The organism is Psychrobacter sp. DAB_AL43B (assembly GCF_900168255.1).
Lineage (GTDB): Bacteria > Pseudomonadota > Gammaproteobacteria > Pseudomonadales > Moraxellaceae > Psychrobacter.
Map to the genome: position 1 here is coordinate 1,800,052 of NZ_LT799838.1, position 18,795 is coordinate 1,818,846.

The 18,795-nt window shown below is 42.4% G+C and carries 16 protein-coding genes; 7 read left to right on the forward strand and 9 right to left on the reverse strand.

The genetic code is table 11. The features are described 5' to 3' along the window. Positions 1-42 precede the first annotated feature (42 nt). The 3 genes from DABAL43B_RS07845 to DABAL43B_RS07855 all read left to right on the forward strand — a co-directional run bounded on the left by DABAL43B_RS07845 (position 43) and on the right by DABAL43B_RS07855 (position 2,093). A complete protein-coding gene (locus DABAL43B_RS07845; RefSeq protein ID WP_079691843.1) occupies positions 43-660 on the forward strand; it encodes a DUF411 domain-containing protein in 618 nt (205 codons plus the stop codon). 45 nt (positions 661-705) lie between these two features. Continuing rightward, positions 706-1,191 (forward strand): DUF305 domain-containing protein, encoded by a 486-nt coding sequence (locus tag DABAL43B_RS07850; RefSeq protein WP_079691844.1) that lies wholly within the window; start codon positions 706-708, stop codon positions 1,189-1,191. 143 nt (positions 1,192-1,334) lie between these two features. Further along, positions 1,335-2,093, forward strand: a complete 759-nt coding sequence (locus DABAL43B_RS07855; RefSeq protein WP_079691845.1) for a DUF305 domain-containing protein — start codon at positions 1,335-1,337, stop codon at positions 2,091-2,093. A gap of 572 nt (positions 2,094-2,665) precedes the next feature. Here DABAL43B_RS07855 and DABAL43B_RS07860 read toward each other — a convergent pair. The 7 genes from DABAL43B_RS07860 to DABAL43B_RS07890 all read right to left on the reverse strand — a co-directional run bounded on the left by DABAL43B_RS07860 (position 2,666) and on the right by DABAL43B_RS07890 (position 11,171). Further along, complete coding sequence (locus DABAL43B_RS07860) at positions 2,666-3,592, reverse strand: bestrophin family protein (protein ID WP_079691846.1); 927 nt, start codon at positions 3,590-3,592, stop codon at positions 2,666-2,668. Between the two features lie 149 nt (positions 3,593-3,741). After that, the gene (locus tag DABAL43B_RS07865) at positions 3,742-4,467 is read right to left on the reverse strand and encodes a DUF3726 domain-containing protein (protein WP_079691847.1); all 726 of its coding nucleotides are present in this window, start codon (positions 4,465-4,467) and stop codon (positions 3,742-3,744) included. A gap of 13 nt (positions 4,468-4,480) precedes the next feature. Continuing rightward, positions 4,481-6,223, reverse strand: coding sequence for a hypothetical protein (locus tag DABAL43B_RS07870; protein ID WP_079691848.1), 1,743 nt, complete (start codon positions 6,221-6,223; stop codon positions 4,481-4,483). Between the two features lie 103 nt (positions 6,224-6,326). Then, positions 6,327-8,009 carry a BCCT family transporter gene (locus DABAL43B_RS07875; protein ID WP_079691849.1) on the reverse strand — a complete coding sequence of 561 codons (1,683 nt, stop codon included), beginning with the start codon at positions 8,007-8,009 and terminating at the stop codon, positions 6,327-6,329. A 115-nt stretch (positions 8,010-8,124) separates the two neighbouring features. Then, the gene (locus DABAL43B_RS07880) at positions 8,125-9,111 is read right to left on the reverse strand and encodes a membrane dipeptidase (protein ID WP_079691850.1); all 987 of its coding nucleotides are present in this window, start codon (positions 9,109-9,111) and stop codon (positions 8,125-8,127) included. Positions 9,112-9,221: 110 nt separating this feature from the next. Continuing rightward, positions 9,222-10,685, reverse strand: coding sequence for an aldehyde dehydrogenase family protein (locus DABAL43B_RS07885; RefSeq protein ID WP_079691851.1), 1,464 nt, complete (start codon positions 10,683-10,685; stop codon positions 9,222-9,224). Between the two features lie 96 nt (positions 10,686-10,781). Further along, positions 10,782-11,171, reverse strand: a complete 390-nt coding sequence (locus DABAL43B_RS07890; protein ID WP_079691852.1) for a RidA family protein — start codon at positions 11,169-11,171, stop codon at positions 10,782-10,784. A gap of 171 nt (positions 11,172-11,342) precedes the next feature. On the opposite strand from DABAL43B_RS07890, the gene DABAL43B_RS07895 reads away from it, so the two are divergent. After that, a complete protein-coding gene (locus tag DABAL43B_RS07895) occupies positions 11,343-12,260 on the forward strand; it encodes a LysR family transcriptional regulator (RefSeq protein WP_079691853.1) in 918 nt (305 codons plus the stop codon). Positions 12,261-12,451: 191 nt separating this feature from the next. On the opposite strand, the gene tehB is transcribed toward DABAL43B_RS07895, so the two are convergent. Together tehB and DABAL43B_RS07905 are read right to left on the reverse strand one after the other, a co-directional pair. Next, positions 12,452-13,018 (reverse strand): tellurite resistance methyltransferase TehB, encoded by a 567-nt coding sequence (gene tehB, locus DABAL43B_RS07900; RefSeq protein WP_079691854.1) that lies wholly within the window; start codon positions 13,016-13,018, stop codon positions 12,452-12,454. 40 nt (positions 13,019-13,058) lie between these two features. Next, positions 13,059-13,748 carry a glutathione S-transferase gene (locus tag DABAL43B_RS07905; protein ID WP_079691855.1) on the reverse strand — a complete coding sequence of 230 codons (690 nt, stop codon included), beginning with the start codon at positions 13,746-13,748 and terminating at the stop codon, positions 13,059-13,061. A 466-nt stretch (positions 13,749-14,214) separates the two neighbouring features. Here DABAL43B_RS07905 and DABAL43B_RS07910 point away from each other — a divergent pair, with 466 nt between their 5' ends. The 3 genes from DABAL43B_RS07910 to DABAL43B_RS07920 all read left to right on the forward strand — a co-directional run bounded on the left by DABAL43B_RS07910 (position 14,215) and on the right by DABAL43B_RS07920 (position 18,438). After that, positions 14,215-15,906, forward strand: coding sequence for a chromosome condensation regulator RCC1 (locus tag DABAL43B_RS07910; RefSeq protein WP_079691856.1), 1,692 nt, complete (start codon positions 14,215-14,217; stop codon positions 15,904-15,906). Between the two features lie 155 nt (positions 15,907-16,061). Then, positions 16,062-17,525, forward strand: coding sequence for a di-heme oxidoredictase family protein (locus DABAL43B_RS07915; RefSeq protein ID WP_079691857.1), 1,464 nt, complete (start codon positions 16,062-16,064; stop codon positions 17,523-17,525). Between the two features lie 208 nt (positions 17,526-17,733). Further along, positions 17,734-18,438 (forward strand): hypothetical protein, encoded by a 705-nt coding sequence (locus DABAL43B_RS07920; RefSeq protein WP_079691858.1) that lies wholly within the window; start codon positions 17,734-17,736, stop codon positions 18,436-18,438. The last annotated feature ends 357 nt before the right edge of the window (positions 18,439-18,795 follow it).

The window sequence follows — 18,795 nt, forward strand, 5'->3', positions numbered from 1 at the left end:
TTATCTGTACTATTAAATATTATAAAAATATGAGAGAGCCTTATGACAGTCTTTAAAATCGAATCTAGCTATGTATCTACATCTAATAGCCAGTCGTCTAAGCTATTGCGTAGTACGCTAATATTATTTGCAGCCTCATCACTGTTTGCTTGTAGTCAACCTGAGAGTAGTGCCTCTACTGCCAGCACGGTAAAAGCTGAGCATCATACTACAGCCACCTCTGTGATGAGTAAGCCAGTAAGCAATCCAGATTTACTCAAAAATATCTCAGCAACCGTCTATAAAGATGTGAATTGCGGCTGCTGTAAAGACTGGATAAGCCATGCAGAAGATAATGGTCTAGGTACTACGGCGCATGATGTTGCGGATGTGGCATTATTTAAAGACCGCTATGGCGTACCCTCTGAGATGCGCTCTTGCCACACAGCAATCACCACCGATGGCTACGTCTTTGAAGGTCATGTCCCTGCTAAGTATATGGCGCAGTTTTTAGAGAATCCACCAGTACAAGCGCTTGGTCTTGCTGTACCCGGTATGCCGGTTGGTAGTCCAGGTATGGAATATCAAAATAAATTTGCACCGTATCAAATTATGCAGCTCAATAAAGACGGCACTACTCAAGTTTATGCGGATATTGAGTCTACTGAGCAACAGTTATAATATTAATAACTGTTTTCACTTTGTACCGTTTGTAAAGGTTACCTTATGAATAATTCAAATCAAAAAGATATGAATAACCAAAATCAGATGAACCCCTATCTCAAATTCTCCCTAATGATTCTAACCTCTACGGTCGTCATGTTTATCATGATGTATTTTAATACCTATAAATGGGATCACGTTTATTTTAGTGAGACCAGAGCCTATATGGCGCTGTATATGGGCGCTATGATGGCAATCATTATGCTGGCCTTTATGACCAACATGTATAAAAAAACCAAAGTAAATTTAATGATTTATGGTCTGAGCGTAGTGTTATTCGCTTTTGGTCTGTGGGGTGTCAGATCGCAAGCGACTGTTGATCAGGTTGATTGGATGCAAGCGATGATACCGCATCATTCAATTGCTATCTTGACCAGCTCAAGAGCAGATATCGAAGATCCACGCGTACGGAAGCTAGCGGATGACATCGTTGAGGCACAAAAGCGAGAGATCGGTGAGATGCAAGCCCTCATTGAAGAATTGAAGTAAAGGTGTACCCACAAAATTATCGTAACTTTTTAAACTCTGTTTTTTTAAACTAGCAAAGCTAATCTAATAAAATTTAATTTTTTAAATTATTGTTGGAAGCTTTGCTAGTCTTTTATTTAATCTGTTTATGTTAAGGATATAGCATGAAAAATCATTACAAATTACGCTTCTCTGTTCTTGCTGCTAGTGTTAGTGCAGCATTATTACTAAGTGCTTGTCAGCCAACAGCTGAGAAAGTTGACCCTACTACAACAGAAGACGTAGCACCAGTCGAAGCAACTGAGACTGACACTACAACCGCAGCAGACCCGCATGCTGGTCATGATATGAGTGCAGATGCTATGGTAGCAGACGGCACACCAATGACCCCTATGCTCAAAGACTACACCGAATCAATGACTAAGATGCATAAAGAGATGATGATTGGTATGGATTATAACGATCCTGATGCGGCATTTGCTCAAGGTATGCTTGGTCATCATATCGGTGCAGTGGATATGGCAGAGATTGAGCTCAAGTATGGTACTGATGCAGAAATGCGTAAGCTTGCGCAAGAAATCATCGACGCACAGCAGTCTGAAATTGCTACGATGAAAGCATGGCTCGCTGATAACCCTGATGCTAAAACACCTACCGCTGATACCAAAGCAATGCAGCAAGCCTATGCCGACGGTATGGATGCGATGCATGAAGAAATGATGGCGGGTATCGCCGACCCAGTACCGGATATGGCATTTGCTCGTGGTATGTTACCACATCATGTTGGCGCGGTAGATATGGCAGAAACTCAGCTTAAATATGGTAAAAATCCTGAAATGCGTAAGCTTGCTCAAGAAATCATCGACGCACAGCAACCTGAAATTGAGCAGATGCAAAGCTGGATTGCTGCTCAAAAGGGCTAAGCAAGGTTTTAATAGATATTTACGACTCTTAAATTAAAAAAGCAGCCTCTTAAAATATCATTTTAGGAGGCTGCTTTTTTGTTTACTATTAATACTATAGAGATCTATAAATTGTGTAATTTATTACTTTTCACCACACTGACAGCATTTCGAGCACATATCACATTTGTCACAAGTTGACGCACAGGTGCACCCACATTTCGGACAAGTACAGCTAGAATTATAGTTTACAGACGATACCAACGAGTTAAATTTATCTTTAGAAGTAAAGTTCATAATAAATCCTTATTCATGATAGATAACTCATTGTGGCAGGTATTAATAGAGTGTTAAGTAACCTTATTGTCAGTTTAGTAGATGAGTTAGTTAACGGCTATTAAAGCTATTATTTACTAAATATTTATCTATTTTTAGAGCTGGCGCGTTAAATATCATCGCATGGATACTGTACTTATCACTTGCTTAAAAATGTCCAACACGCGTAATAAGGTACATATTAGACCTTACTACCCAGCACTGACAGTCGGTTTCAATTCTATTGCCGCGTATGCCATCCGTTCATTACATACTATCTATTGTAAGCAACCGTCTTGAGGGGCGATATCAGTGGGAAGATCGGTTTCTCCCAAGGCTTCTAATAAGTTGATTTCGATAGTGCGTGATAAAGTAGTCAGTGGCAGATGATTAGGAGCCACGCCAAAAGGATCGGTTATCTCTTCACTGAGGGCATCGAGACCGAAAAAGGTGTAGGCAATGACGCCACAGACTAAAGGGGTGACCCAGCCCAAAGAAGTTGCCAAGCCAAAAGGCAACATAAAGCAATAAAGATAAGTCGTTCGATGCACCAATAGGATGTAAGCAAACGGCAGTGGCGTGTTTTGAATGCGCTCGCAGGCAGCCAAGACTATAGTCATAGAAGTCAGACGTTCATCCATGTTTTGTATCATAAGATCTGATGATAGCTGGTGGCGACGACTGTAACCGAGCTTTTTGCCCATCAGCCGTAGCAGATACTCGGGGAGATTTCCCGCTTGGCGCATACTGATGTGATACTCAGGCTCAACAAAGCGCTCAACGTCCTGCCAAGGTGCAGTGCCACGAAGCCGATGCCTCAGTGCATGAGTAAAAGCAATGGTAAGATGGATCATACACCGCTGAGTATCCCGCCCAATCTCAGTTTCTTCGTCTATAAACGACAGCAGTTGGCGGGTCAGGCTGCGGGCATCAAATACCAACTGTCCCCATAATCCCCGAGCCTCCCACCAGCGTTGATAGCTGGCATTGTTACGAAAGCCAAGAAATAGAGATAGCGCAATCCCCAATAAGGTGAAAGGCGCTGTGCTATAAGATTCGAAAGAACTTGGAATCCCATGCTGAACCGCTGATATTAAGGCACTGAGCAGGGTTATTAGTAAAACCTGGGGATAAATGTGTGGGATTACAGAGCCGCGCAGGGTGAAAAGTATTTTGAATGCATTTGGTGTCTGCCTGACGATCATGTAAACTTCCTAGCGATGGGTTCTGTGAATGCGATATCTTTAATCACGCTCATTAATGATAACAGATCTAGACTAAATCCTATATTTTTAGACCTTAATATCTATAGCAGAAAGCTTTTTAAACCCATCGTTAAAAGCACTTTTATAGTCTATACGCCCCCTGCCCCTTTACTTGACGCCTCACTATTTTCAACCAATATTGCTGCTGCGCTCTTTTTAAGAATTGCCCACTGCTCATCATCGACATAGATACCTTCTTTCCATGCGCGTTGATGGGTTTCAAACAGCTCATCCGTTGATACTTTTTGATTAAAATGCTGAATGTCTTTTTCGATATCAAAGTTAGAGGTCGCAAGCTCAATCACCATATCATTGGTATTATAGTTGTCCTGCGCCTTATTAAAGAAATACAAATCAGGATAGACAAATCTTTTATCCAAAGTAAATATGGTATGTTTCGGTGCGCTGCCATTGTCCCATTTAGCCAGACAAGCAATCCCTTTTGCAGCAAGTTTCACCAGTTCGCTATAAGCTAGCCAGCGGTTATGACAGTTACGCAAGTAGATTCTGAAATGCTCACGATTACCCATTTTTTCAATGGCATAGTCCATTACTACCGGCAAATGACAGACCAGACTGCTGCCATGCAGATCTAAGATGAGCTCTTCCTCAGTTTGATGAACAATACCAATAGGGACATCGCGTTCGGACAGTATAAAAGGACTGGCATTATTAAAATGTAAGATACCATTAAGACCAGCCATCTGTAGCTCCGCTACCATAGAAGCTATCAAATCTGCTTCCCCGACTTCACGTTGCAACCCCAAAAAGGCTTTGTTCACCATGGTCACGATTTCATTATGCGATACAATCATGTCTCAATACTCCTTATTGGGCAGCTAATGGTAAGGTCGATAACTCATTTATTTTTGGTAAAAGAGGAAATAGCCACTCATCACTATGGACGTCATCAAACAAAGGCGCGCCTTGAAACAAGGTCACACGCACCCAGCGGTCAGATCTCGGATCAAACTTGGTTGCACCAAACATAGACAATTTACAGCGTAATAGATGCATCGGTAATGCGGTCTTTTGCAAGACGTTAATCTGAATATCGCCCATCTTTTTATGACCCATCGTCCATACTCTGCGAGCAATCGAGCGATATTTTGGCTTGGTTAAGATAAATTCTGATAGTAGTTGCTGTGGATTTGCTTGTTGTAACGCTAAATACAAAGTATTTGCTTGTCTACCAATATCTAGTAAGAACTCTTTATCATCGCCACGCTCTTGTCCACGTATGCCCATTCTCGGCTCTTCTTTATCCTCGGAGCGATACCAGAACCAATAGACATTATCTTCTGCGGCAAAATCAATGCTAATTGCCCACTGATAACGCGCTTCTAAAACTTCAACAAGGTCTTGAACGACTTTACCGCTGGGTAGTGACATCGTCTCATCAGCATTTACTTGCCCTGCAAATCTATCTACAAGCTCAGGATAAAGCTCCATCATGCAAGAGATAATGACCTCTTGGCTCTCATAACTGAGATGGTCATTGTGCTGTAAAAAATCAGCCCACGTGTCGCAGTCTTTAAGCTCAGTAACAAGGTTGTTTTGCAATTGCGTCAGCTCATCAACAATCGTACTATTCAGTAAGATTTGCGGCTCATTGATAGTGACTACTTCAGAGAAATGCTGGATAGCGCGATTCATCAAGGTGGAGAATTGTTGTACTTTGCTATTATCTGCTTCAGACTCGATATTACAGACCAATACAGCTTGTAGCGCCCCTTCACGGGTACTTAACCATTGATCAACGACACAAGGATGATTAATTAAATAAGGTGCCATCCCAAGACCGGTAGCATTACCGATACCTAAATACTGCTTAATCTCTGGATGTAAGCTGACTGCCTTATCGCCACCTTTTTTCTTCGCCAAATAATCGACCCAGTCGAGGCTAAACTCTCGAAGCAAATACACCGCACACATCTGAGCACGAAATGATTGGTTAAAATCTTCGCTATGATCGAGTGGTTTAAAGTCAAAAATACCAAACTTACCATTGCCATAAACCGCAGTGGTGCGCAGGATATAACCAACTTGTGCCAGTACCTCCAAATCAGGTTGCTGCCCATCAGCCAATGAGCTGACGACATGATCAAACACACGCACGCTTTTATTAGCACGTGCCAGCACCATCACCATGTTTGAGTTGCGACCAGCTTCTTGTAGTGGCACATTGGCTTTTAAATTGGCAAGCAACTCATCACCGATCTCACCATAAACCAAAGCAAACGTCACATCCCACTTTTGCGCAATCACGCGATCATTGCGTTCTTCGTCGGCAATCTGATTGCAAAATACGACTAAGTGATAAACGTGCTCGGGCGTTTGCAAACGATAAATCACTTGTCCATAGCCTTCTTTATTTAGATCCCAAAGATGAATCTTTAACGTCCATTTCTCTTTATCAATTTTGCGTAATAAGGTACGCACGAAGCTGATACGGGTTTGGTGCATCGCGCCCAATCTTTCAGAGTGCATCACCACATCGGGGGTACGGAAGCTGACCGCATCTAGCTTATTATTATCCAGCTCATTGTTCATTGGCAAAGTATGTTCCATATAACTATCACCTTAAATAATGGGTTAAGCCAATAACTTATTTGCTACTTTTAAACACTGACATCAATAAGTAAATAGGTTATTGGCTATATTCATGACGCACTTAATCAATTTCTTTGGGAACTGATTCGTTGGCAAGTTTTTCTTCAGCAAGTCGATGATCGGTCTCAACTCGGTTAGGACGATAAAGGTCTTGATCACGAGCCATTTGCTGCGCAATTTTTGGTCCATTCCATAACGATGGTAGAAGAATAAAGGACACCGGCACAGCAGTAATCACGATAAAGGATTGCAAAGCAGTCACCCCGCCTGATCCAAGCGAGATTAAAACGATAGCCGTTACCCCCATCATGATGCCCCAAAAGGTACGGATAACAGCGTTGGGCTCGCGCTCACCACTGATAACGACACTGATGGTGTAGGTCATCGAGTCACCCGTAGTGACAATAAAAACCATGGTTAAAATGATAAATAATAATGAGGTAATCAAAGGAAATGGTAACTGCTGAGTGATTGCTAGCAAAGCACCAGGAAGGTTAAAGCCTTCAAAAGCAGTACTAACACTACCCGGATTGGCGATCTCAAACGCTAGGCCTGTGCCACCCACGACCGTGAACCAAAAGCAGGTCACTAGTGGAGCAATAATACAAACCGTCGTGATTAATTGGCGAATGGTACGACCCCGTGAGATACGCGCAATAAAGATCGCCATCATCGGGCCATAACCTAAAAACCAACCCCAAAAGAATACCGTCCAGCCACCAAGCCAACCTTCATCACCGCGAAAAGTTGCCATCGGGATAAAGTTATGGACCATCGTGCCAACGCCTTGAATATAGCCATTAACGATAAATTTGGTTGGTCCAAATAAAAGAATAAACACCATGAGAGCGACAGCCAGCATGACGTTAAATCGACTAAGTAATTGCATACCGCGGGCAAGTCCACTAATCGCCGAAAGGGTATATAAGACAATAGCAAATATGATAATAATGAGCTGGGTGGTAAAAGTATCTGGAATACCAAATAAAGTGTTTAATGCATAGCTGGTTTGTAGACCCAAAAAGCCAATAGGACCGATCGTACCGGCCGCAACCGCGACAATACAACAAGCATCGATAATCGCTCCGGTATGACCAGTAAGCACACGATCGCCAAACATAGGATATAAGAGCGTACGCGGTTTAAGCGGCAAACCTTTGTCATAATGCAGGTGCATTACCACAATAGCTGTCAAGCTACCAACAATCGACCACGCTAAAAAGCCCCAATGCATAAACGATTGTGATAACGCATTAAAAGCGCGTTGTTGAATATCAGCTGTTTCAGCATAGACAGGCGGTGCACTAACGAAATGAGCGATAGGTTCAGCGGCTGCCCAAAAAACCCCGCCGCCAGCAAGTAGCGTACAAAATAGAATGGCCATCCATTTAAAGTTGTCCATTTCAGGCTTTGGTAGATTGCCTAAAATGACCCTTCCGGTGCGACCAGCGCCAACTGCTAACGCAATCACAAAAGTGGCTAATAATAAGATTTGCCAAAAAGGACCAAAAACTTTAGCCGACCAAACAAAGCCTAAATCAACTATTTTCGATAAGCGCTCTTCTGCAAAGATCGCCATCAGAACAAAGGCAATAATAAAACCGCCACTGTACCAAAATGCTGGGTTTTTGAGTCCTAGAGTATCTGTGTCTGCCTCTTTAGAAGGTGATCCATGATTCGCTGCTGTGTTTGCCACACTTGAGCGTCCTTGCTCGTCTTTGTTAAATCCCTTTAAATCAGCCATGATGTGGCTCCATATGATAATGTTGCGTCACTTAAATTAGCAGTAGCTTGTCTTGAAAATCAGCAGCCAAAGACAACGTTACATTGTCTATTTTTAGCTCTAAATATTACGATTTTTATAAAGGCCTTATGCCAGCCTCGAGAAAGTCAAACCAGTTTTGACCGATGATCTTGCCAGCATCTTTATCATTAAAGCCATGTTGCAATAAACCGTTATAGATATTTTCCATACCGTCTTTACCAGCGAACCACGGCAGCGTATCAGGCCATCCTGAATTATTGGCATTACCTTCACCATAATCCATCGCCTTTGACCAACGACCGTTACGCATCCACTCAAGCACTGCTTGTGGTTGGTTAAGGCATAAATCACTACCAATCGCTAAATGCTCAACACCATATTTATCCGCACAATCAGCAATCATGCTACAAAAGTCATTGAGCGTACAGGCGCTGCCATTCGGTAAGTGAAACGGGTATAAGCTGAAACCTAACAACCCGCCAGCCTTGGTTAAGGCACTAATAACAGTATCCGATTTATTACGTAACGCCTCATGGGCAGTAGTCGGATTGGCATGGCTGATACAGATTGGACGGCTCGATATCTCAATCGCCTCAAGCGTTGATTGCTCGGCGCTGTGCGACATATCAATAATCATACCGACTCGATTCATCTCGGCTATTGCTTGTTGACCAAAACGCGTTACGCCTGAATCATTTTGCTCATAACAACCCGTCGCCAGTAAGCTTTGGTTGTTATAGGTCAATTGCATAATCAATAAACCTAAGCGGCGCATAACACTAATCAGACCAATCTCATCATCGATAGGCGAGCAGTTTTGCGCGCCAAAGAAGATACCAACTTTGCCTTGTTGCTTAGCAGTCTCAATATCAGCGACCGAATACACGGGCAAGATAAGGTCTGAGTTTTGCTCAAAGCGGGCATCCCATTCAGCAAAGCGCGTTAGGGTTTGGCGAGCATCCTCGTGATACACCAAGGTGGCGTGTACCGCATCGATACCACTGGCTTGTAGCATCTTGAAATAATCACGATCCCAATGGCTATACTGTAATCCATCAATGATGATATGGTCTTGGTACATTTTCAAATTCCTTTTATGCTTTTGTAAGTAGCCGCTCGGCGCAGGTTTAACCAGTTGCGCCGTGATTAATTAATCAATTAACTGCGGCTATCATCCTTTTTAATCCGCTTCTAGTACGCTTTTTGATAAGCGGTTTTAACAATGGTATAAAACTCTTTGGCATACGTTCCTTGTTCGCGTGGACCAAAACTTGACTCTTTACGACCACCGAATGGCACATGATAATCGGTACCTGCCGTTGCTAAATTGACCATGACGCAGCCTGCTTGCACTTGCTCTTTAAACATCGCGCTATTCCGCAAGCTTTGGGTAATAATGCCGCCAGTTAAGCCAAAACGCGTGTCATTGGTCATGGCAATCGCCTCTTCCAAGTTCTGCACACGCATGACACAAGCAAGTGGTGCAAACACTTCTTCTTGGTTGATATCCCAACTGTTGTCGGTCTCTGTGAACAAGGTAGGCGACATATAATAACCGTCATGTGGCATGTCTAAACGCTCACCACCAAAGGCTAAATTGGCACCGGCTTGCTTGGCTTTTTCAATCCAATCCATATTCGATGCAAGCTGCTTGTCATCAACGATTGGACCCATAAAGATACCGTCATCAAGCGCATGACCGACTTTCAACGTTTTCATTTTTGCAATAACGCCATCAACGAAAGCATCATGAATACCGTCCATAACAATCAATCGTGAAGATGCAGTACATTTCTGTCCTGAACCACCGAACGCGCCAGCAACAGCGGCATCAATGGCGACTTGCAAGTCAGCATCATCCGCGATGACTAAAGCATTTTTACTGCCCATCTCTAACTGGCAACGGACAAAGTTTGGCGCGGTTGCCGCAGCAACTTTGCGACCAGTCGCTACTGAACCAGTAAAACTAACCGCATCAATGTCTTTTGAATTAATCAACGCATCACCAACTGATGAGCCGCCACCAAGCACTAAGTTAAATGTACCTTCTGGCAATCCTTGACGGTGTATAATTTCCGCCAACGCAACGGCACTCGCTGGGGTTAAATTCGCAGGCTTCCAAATAACGCTATTACCATAGGCTAATGCTGGTGCAATTTTCCATACAGCAGTAGCGGTTGGGAAGTTCCAAGGTGAAATGATAGCGACGACACCGACTGCTTCACGAGTCACTTCAACTTTCACACCAGGGCGTACCGAGTCAGCAAGGTCGCCCATTTGGCGTAATACCTCGGCAGCATAATAGTGAAAGAATTGACCGGCACGATAAATCTCGCCGCGACCTTCCGCAAACGGCTTACCTTCTTCACGTGATAGCAAAGTACCTAACTCATCACAACGCGCAATCATCTCATCGCCAATCGCTTGCAGAATTGACTGCTTTTTTTCTATGGGCGTTTTTTCCCATTTTGGCTGGGCAATGCGCGCGGCAGCAATAGCATCTTGTACTTGGTCACTGCTGGCTTGAGCAAAATCACCGATAGTTTCGCTGACATCAGACGGGTTAATATTGGCAATCGTATCTGCACCACTTTGCCATTCACCATTAATATAGAGTGATTTGTTTGGGTCTTGTTTGAACGCTTGAGTTGACATAAAAATATCCTTAATAACAATTTTTAGTGAGTTTATTTAAATAAAAAATACAATAGATTTGAGTCATAAAATAAATAGAAAATTACAAATGAAAGCCTAAGGTACAGCCGCATAAACAACCAGCTCAACCAGCATTTCTTCCCGTGCCAAACCCGATATCACTAAAGCAGCGCGATTTGGATAGGGTGCGGTGAAGTATTCAGCATAAACCTGATTGACCACTTTTAGATAGTCACGATCGGTGACATAAATTAATACCTGTAATACCGAGTCCATACTGGTATTGGCACATTCTAGGGTATGCTTTAGGTTATCAAGCGTTTGGCGAGTTTGTGCTTCGATACCACCAGCGACCACTTCACCATTGTCATCGATAGGAATCTGGGCGGTATACAATGTACCGTTATTAGTCACTGCCCATTCAAGGGGCGACTTCGACGCATAAAGTGAAGTCTTAACGGCTTGTTTGGTTGATTGAGTGGTCATGTCGTTATATCCTTTGAATGAATGGTTACACAAATTCTTTGTTATTCATTATGCTACGCACTTATTAATGATAAATCTAACCAATTAAATATTAAATATGATAGATTTAATCTATCATTTGAAACTATCGTATTTCTCGTAATATCAGCAAGCATAAAGGCGCTAACCACTATGAAATTACAGCAGCTACGACATTTTTTATTTGTGGTAGAAGAAGGCGGCTTTCGCGCGGCAGCCAATCGTGCCAATCGCTCACAAGCCGCAATATCGGCATCAATAAAGGAGCTTGAGAAGACGCTAGATCAGCGTTTGTTTGAAGTTGGTAATAAGGCGACGCTGACAGCTTTTGGAGAAAGTTGCGTACCCAAAATTCAGCAGTTTCTCAGTGTCTATCAAGCATTAGAAGATGATTTGCAAGCCATTGCATCAGGGGACAAAGGAAAAATCAGGATTGCCAGCGTGCCATCACTAGTGACTAAGTTATTGCCTAGCGTGTTGGTCGCCTATTCAAAGAAATATCCGGATATCGAAATCGTCTTAATAGATGATAATGCGGTGGGAGTGGCCAATCGATTACTGACCGGTGAAGTAGATTTGGCTTTGGGCAACTGTACAAGTATCGACGAAAAAGAAATTGATTTTACCCTGCTCATATCAGATCCTATCGGGGTAGTTTGTCTTAAAAGCAACAAGCTAAACCGTTTATCAGGGCAGCTATCAAAACCGTCAAAAAGTGAAGTACAAAAAGGACTAAAATGGCAACAGCTCTTAACGCAGCCATTTATTTATAATGGCACCTGTAGACTACTTGAGAATACACCAGCAGAAGCGCTCAATCGCAAGGCTCGCTACACGGTAGAAAACATCACCTCATTGTTTTCATTATTGAGAAACGATTTGGGTATCACGACCTTACCGAAACTCGCCTTCCCTGCTAATGAACCTGAGCTGGTTTGGATAAAATTACTTGACCCTTCTTTAAACAGACAAATTGGTATCTTTAAACTGGCCAATAAATCTATCTCTCCACCTGCCCAAGCCTTTTATGAGCTGTGTATTTCGTATGTTCAGGAGAACTATTTGTTGTAAGCATTAACAATAGTATTAGTAAAATCCAAGCAGACGCTACTATAATTGTAGCGACCCGATTTAGTCATATAAAAAAGGTTGCTAGTGCTATATTAGCTATAGCACTAGCAACCTTTTTTTGTACTTGGTGTTTTAACTCAGTAGCTTTTATTAAATAACTTTCATTCAGTAATATTATCAAAATTTATTGGCTAACTGGACTTACGTGCTAGCACCGTCGCAAATTGTAATTGAGCGCCGTTGTGCATCGTACCTAGGTCTTCATTGTACTTAATCAATTCCCACCCTTTATAAGCGTCGCGCAGTTGTCCTGCGCTGAGGGTAAATGGGAAATTAACTGGGCATGGGTACTGTGCCGTACTCATAGCACAAACAATCAGGTTATAACCAGCAGGCAAAGTACGCGCCTGCATGTCAGCGATAACAGCATCAACACGAGCAGGATCAAGAAACATTAAGGTTACCGTACAGGAAATAAATCCATAATCCGTATCAAGGCTTGCACGATTAATATCGTACACTTCAGCCTTAATATTGGTCAGACCTTCTTCATTAATGATGCTTTTCAGCATATCTATAGCACTGGGGTTAGCATCTATCGCGGTAACGTTAAATCCGTTTTGGCTAAGGTACAGAGCATTACGCCCACTCGAACAACCCATATCTAAGGTGTTGCACGGCTCGATAATTTTGCATGCTTCTACCACTTCGCTATGTGCAGGAGTTAAGCCGTAACGGCTATTGAGATCAACGGTCATGGTAACCTCTTAAGTTTGAAATGAGGCTTTTATCATATCACTAATTGAGGTCGATTAAAGAGGCAGGAAAAACCATCACGTCATCCCCTTCTTGCCACGGTCTAAATTTAATCATGGCTTGCAGAAAGAGGGGGTGTTCCAACCAGTGTTGTAGCCACTGCTGTAAATTGGGGTAAGGTAAGCTGTAAAAAATATCGCGATCGACATGGGCGAATTGGCGAACAAAAGGCATGATGCCAATATCGGCGATACTAATACTATCGCCCAGCAAATACTTATTTTTAGCCAATAATTTTTCTAATACCTGCAAGAATACTTCACCTCGTTGCCGATACTCTGTCTGGGTCATTTCAAGATGACGGTCGGCATATTTATAGCGATCTAGCCAATGTTTAAATTCATTGTCATTTTGCTCGATCAGAGCATTGGCTTGATCTAAAACCTTTGTATCCACCAGCCCTTGCGGATCTTGTTGCTCAAGCGCCCACGTCATTATCTCCCTGCTCTCTTCAATCACTGCACCATCTACAATAGCATCCACAGTAGCATCAAAAACCTGTAAAACAGGTACAGTGCCTTTCGGGCTAATTGCTAGCATTTGGGCGGGTTTATTTTTCAATACTATCTCTCGCAGCTCCACTTGTAACTCGGCGAACAAGAGTCCTAGACGAGCGCGCATGGCATAAGGACAGCGACGAAAAGAATACAGGCGATGAAGTGAAGAAGTCATGGGTATTTATGGTAACCACTTAAGTTTGAAATGAGGGCTATTATCTTACTACTAACCATGCTCAATTGAAAATAGCAAATAGCAAATAGCAGATGGCAAATGGCAAATGGCACAATTACGGTAACGTGCGACGTCGCTTCCTCATGATCTTTGTATTATAGATTCCACAAAAATCATCCTTGCCACACCCCATACCTTTATATGTGGCTCAGTTTTAGCGTTGTTTCTAGCTATTGATAAAAGCTCACCTACACCACGCATTATTAGAATAAAAGCAATGCAAGCAGTCAGTAATAGTACGTAGTTAAATCGCTCCCATTGCTATAACCCCTATTTATATATTGATAATAATTATCATTTGTAATATTATTCGCAATAATCGTTACTGCTATTTTGCTATATATCCTTATTTTTAAGATTGGCATTGTTATTACCTTCCTTTTGTTGATGACCGATTGAGGCTTTTATGCGTTTATCCTATCTCACTCAAGCAGTCGCTTTCGTTACTGCTACCTTGATTCTTACTGCTTGTGGCAATGATTCTGACACTACTACAGAAATCATTGATGGGACACCGCCATTATTAACGACCGATAGTAACTTTTCTACTGGCGATAGCGCTGTTGCGGCAATGTTTGTCTCGGGTCAAGTGCAAGATAGTAGCGGTATCAAATCATTAACTTACGCTTTAAACAAAAAATCAGCCCAATTATTAAAGGTTGACACAGATGGTTATTTTAACGATCAGATTTTATTAGACGTAGGTGGCAACACACTTACCTTAGAAGCCACAGACAATGCTGGCAATATCATGCGCTCAACCAAAACCATCTATTTGGGCGATACGATCGCCGCCGGTGGCTCACATACCGGTGCCCTACGTGATGGACAACTTTATGGTTGGGGTCGTAATAACTATGGTCAAACAGGTCTGGGACTGACAAGCAAAATAGCCGATACCATGGGACATCCAAATACGCCAATGCTCATGAACAGTGCGCCAAAGAACTTGCTTTCCATTAAATTTAATCAAAACCACTCGCTTGCTATTGATGATAAGGGGCTGGTTTATAGCTGGGGTGAAGATATTTCTGGGCAATTAGGGCGCGGCAGCACAGGTCGTAACGACTGTAGTAAAACGGCTGACTGCCGTCTTGATATCGGTGCCATTGCAGGTATTGAAAATGCTGTGATGGTAGCGGCTGGCTATAAGCACAATTTGGTGCTCACCAAAGATGGTAATGTCTGGGCGTTTGGTGCCAACGGTCAAGGACAGCTTGGCAATAGCACGTCTATAGACAGCAGTACACCGGTCAAAGTCGACTTTTCAGCGTCAGACGATGTTGGGCACATTGTACAAGTGGTTGCTAGTGCAAGCAGCTCTTATGCTTTAGACGATAAAGGTCAGGTTTGGGGTTGGGGCAGCGACGCTTATGCCAACCTTGGGCGTGGTCAAGAATGTAATAAAGTCAATAATTGCATCAATATCAACGCAACGCCTGTTCTTATTAATGTAATTAAGAGTAATCCAACTGACGCTAATACAGCTCAAGGCTTAGAAGCGGAAAAGGATATAAAAAAAGAAAAGGTAACCCAGCTTGCCGCTGGACGCGACCATGTCTTGGCATTAACCAACAAAGAATCTGTTTACGCTTGGGGATTGAATGCAACCAGCCAAGTAGGTTACAACGGCGAGCTATTTAGTGGTACTGAAAAAGCATGGGCAAATACCGTTACCACGCCAACCAAACTGCCATGGTTTGCTGATAAAGATATTCGCCGTGTCTATGCTAATGGCAATGCCAGCTATGCGCTATTAGACAAGGTCGCATCGAATAATGGCTCATCGACAGATGGCATTCTTTATGCATGGGGTATGTTTGGTGAAACAGATAGCAAAGGCAAAACGGTTTATGACGATCTGGATGAACCAACGAACAAGCTGCCTAACTTAAAGAATATTAGTAATATGGCAATGGGAGCCATGCATCTCATCGCTCAAGAGAAACCGCTCAATCAAGACCATAGTACACCTGCTAAAAATGGTGATTTATTTACATGGGGATGGAGCTTTGAGGGTTCATTAGGTAGTAAAGATGCTGCTCATATCTGGATGTATAACACTCCTATGCTCGTTAATTTACCAAGTCAGCTATAACCAATAATGGCTTAGTTACTTTCATAAAAATAACTGATATTTATAAAGAAAAATAATAGTTAAAAAGGGCGATATAAATTGTGTTGCCCTTTTACTTAACATTTATGCTGACTCATTTTAACTTATTACTTAGCCATCGTATTCTTAGGTAACCCATGTCCTTATTTTTAAAACCACCTACTGCTTTAACAACTTCATCATTACCGATTGTGCGCCGTACCTTGCTCAGCTTAAGCACCGCTTTAATACTGAGTGCTTGCGGCGGCTCAGATGGCTCAAATGACAACGTATCTAATCCGCCCAATCCACCTAGTAACCCTACGCCACCAACCAAACCTGAAGAACCAGAAACCGATACTAATTGGCTACCAGCAGGCGGCAGTGCCACGATCTCTGCCGATATATCGCGTCCATTCTTACAAATCATGCCCAATCTGCCAAGCAGTGCTTTAGGCAGCGTTTCGCCAGGACGTGAGTTATTTATCACCGAATGGGCGCCAGCCAATCAAGGTCGGGTGCTATTTGATGGCGTGGGACCATTGCTCAATGCTAATGCTTGCACTCAATGCCATAGCGCAGAAGGACGTAAGCCTATCTATGCCATTAATGGCGAGCTAAGCGACGCTATTTTATTCAGACTGGGCGACAAACAAGGTGCCGCTCATGCTTATTACGGCGAGCAAATGCAGCATCAAAGTATTGAGCCTAGCATAGCAACAGAAGGTAATATGCGCTATGTCATAACAGCTAGTACGGACAATAAACCTGCCGGTATAACATTTAATTTCACCCCAACCGACATGAGTCAGCCTTTAAGCGATACTGCTATCAGCGGACGTATCTCGCCGCAGCTGGTCGGCATGGGCCTGCTGGATCTGATTCCTGAGGCTAATATTATCGCGGCGGCTGACCCTAATGATAGCAATAAAGACGGCATCAGTGGTCGCGTACATTGGGTTAATGATGGCACCCAACAACGGATTGGACGCTTTGGCTGGAAAGCTATTAATTCAAGTCTGCGCACCCAAAATGCTAATGCTATGTCGCAAGATATGGGTTTGACTACTTCAGTATTTATGGATCCCAATTGTACCGTTAATCAGCCCATTTGTTGGACCGCGCCAAATGGCGGTAGCCCAGAAGTCTCTGACAGCAGCTTAGATGCAGTCACTGATTTTATGACAGCGCTTGCGGTTCCTGAGCGTCGATTGGGCAATATATCAACCTTTAATAAAGGTGCTCAGCTATTTGACCAAGTCGACTGTGCCAGCTGTCATAACCCAAAGCAAAAAACTGGTGATAGTGTGCGCTTTCCACTACTCTCACAGCAAACTATTTATCCCTATACCGATTTATTACTTCATGATATGGGTGCAGCGCTTGATGATGGGGTCAAAGAAAAAAATGCAGAAAGCTTTGAATGGCGCACACCACCATTATGGGGTATTGGCATTGTGGCACGTGACCCAGAAGCGCGATTTTTACACGATGGTCGCGCCAGCAGCTTAACTGAAGCGATACTTTGGCATGGCGGTGAAGCAAAAGGAGCAAAAACACGCTTTAGGCAATTGCCTGCCGCGCAAAAAGAGACGTTACTGACATTTTTAAAAGGCATTTAAATTAGCAAAGGCATTTAGCTATGCTAATCTTTAGATAACTCTCTTTAAAACACTCTTTTTAAATATGGCTTAAATTTCTGAAAAATTTTTGGTTGTTATAGTGATGTAATAATAGCAGGGTCAAGGATACACAGCAGATGTCATCGCTTAAAAATTCGACTATAGTAGATATTTATATGACTATTTCAATAAACTGAGGAATTAAACCATGAAAAAATTAGCATTATGCGGCGCAGTAGCACTAAGTTTAAGCGCTTGTGCTGGCGGTATGAATGGTGGCACGACTGGCAATAACAACCAAAACAATATCGTCACCCAATACCCCGTTGAAGCAACCATGCTCAACATCTATACCAAAGCACGCAGCCAAAGTTTAGTGGCGGCGGTGGGCAATCAAAGTGCCTCAGCAGACATTACAGTCACACCTAAAGGCAGTATGGTATTCAATAATAAATCTGTGCAAGGTGCTGAAGTAAACACGATTAATAAAATGAATAACCAAATCACCGATCAGTCAGTTGTAATCAATTACTTTACTCTAAATCCATTGATATTCCACGGCTTCACCGACAGCTCAGGTGAGTATTCGTTAGCCACTCAGACGACGACTATCCCCAAGATGGCGACCGTTGGCAGCTCTAGCCAATTGCTGACGGAAGATATATATGCTGATAGCAGCAAACGTAAAAAAACAGGCACGTATAAACAAGATTGGTCTTTGACAAGAGATACCAATAGTACTGCATGGTTCTGTATAGAAACCTCGCAGAATCTACTTCTCGCCAATGATCCCGATGGTACTTCATCAGAATGCTATAAAATAAATAATCGAGGCGATATCTTAGATAGCAAGGTAACTATTAACCAGCCTACAAGCAACGGCTTAAGAACCATATTGTTTACTAGCCGTTAGTCATTTACCCTCATAAATCATGATTTACGGAATTTTATTTCCTCTCAATGAGTGCTATCTCTTTTATTGTTACTAATAGCTGAATAGCAGAAATATTTAACAAAAAGCCTGTCTTAATATTAAGACAGGCTTTTTTATTGATTTTCAGGCGATTTATAGTTAGAGCCCCAACCTACTTCCAACATCATAGCAATTATTACCCTTAATCACAGACTATAAAGCTTTACTATAATATATTTTTTTATTCACTTAACTATAAAAATTCATATATAAATTAATAACTCATCAGTATAAAAGAAGTAAACAAATCTTACAGAAAGTATTCGCTTATATTTAAACATTCATTTAAAATGAATT